Raw genomic sequence first — 613 nt, forward strand, 5'->3', positions numbered from 1 at the left:
CAAAGAACTTGTAGAGAAGCTTCGCAGCAAATATGCAAAAAATCCTCCGGAGGGAATGACTCCCTCTGAAATAGCACGCATGAAGGATGAAGACCTTCTTGATATGGACTATTTTCTTCATGAAAATGTTTTTGGTGAAGATGATGGGAACAGTGGGTTTTTTATTTTTTAACCATCTCCTATCGTCTGATTGTGGTGCTCTGCAAAGGCAGAACACCAAGTTTACATAATTCCATTTTTACGAGAACTTTCCTATTACACAAAAAAGCCCCTGCCGGGAGATAAGTTTTTCCCGGCAGGGGCTTTTAAAGATTCTCTTTCATAATCAAATGACAAAAAATAAAGTAGGCGCTATAATAACAGAAAGGCGGTGTAAGGTCCTGCAGATGATAGGGGTAGAGTATGAAATGGTTTATGAAATTTGGTATTTGGAAAAAGACATTGACGATACTGGTGGCAATCTATTGCGTCACATTTTTAATCAGCGGTGCTGTTTCCCTGATGATATACAGTAACCTGCAGAGGCAGGTGGTTATGGATTCTGTTAATCAGACACTTCAGGAAAAAAATGATGTTCTGGTAAACTATTTTGAGCAGATCGATGGGATTGCTT

1 protein-coding gene is annotated in these 613 nt (G+C 39.2%); it reads left to right on the forward strand.

What is annotated here, in order from left to right:
• Positions 1-402 precede the first annotated feature (402 nt).
• On the forward strand, positions 403-613 hold a 211-nt coding region (locus tag NE664_12700), incomplete at its 3' end, for a hypothetical protein (GenBank protein ID MCQ4727495.1).

The sequence above is a fragment of the Anaerotignum faecicola genome, assembly GCA_024460105.1.
GTDB lineage: Bacteria > Bacillota > Clostridia > Lachnospirales > Anaerotignaceae > JANFXS01.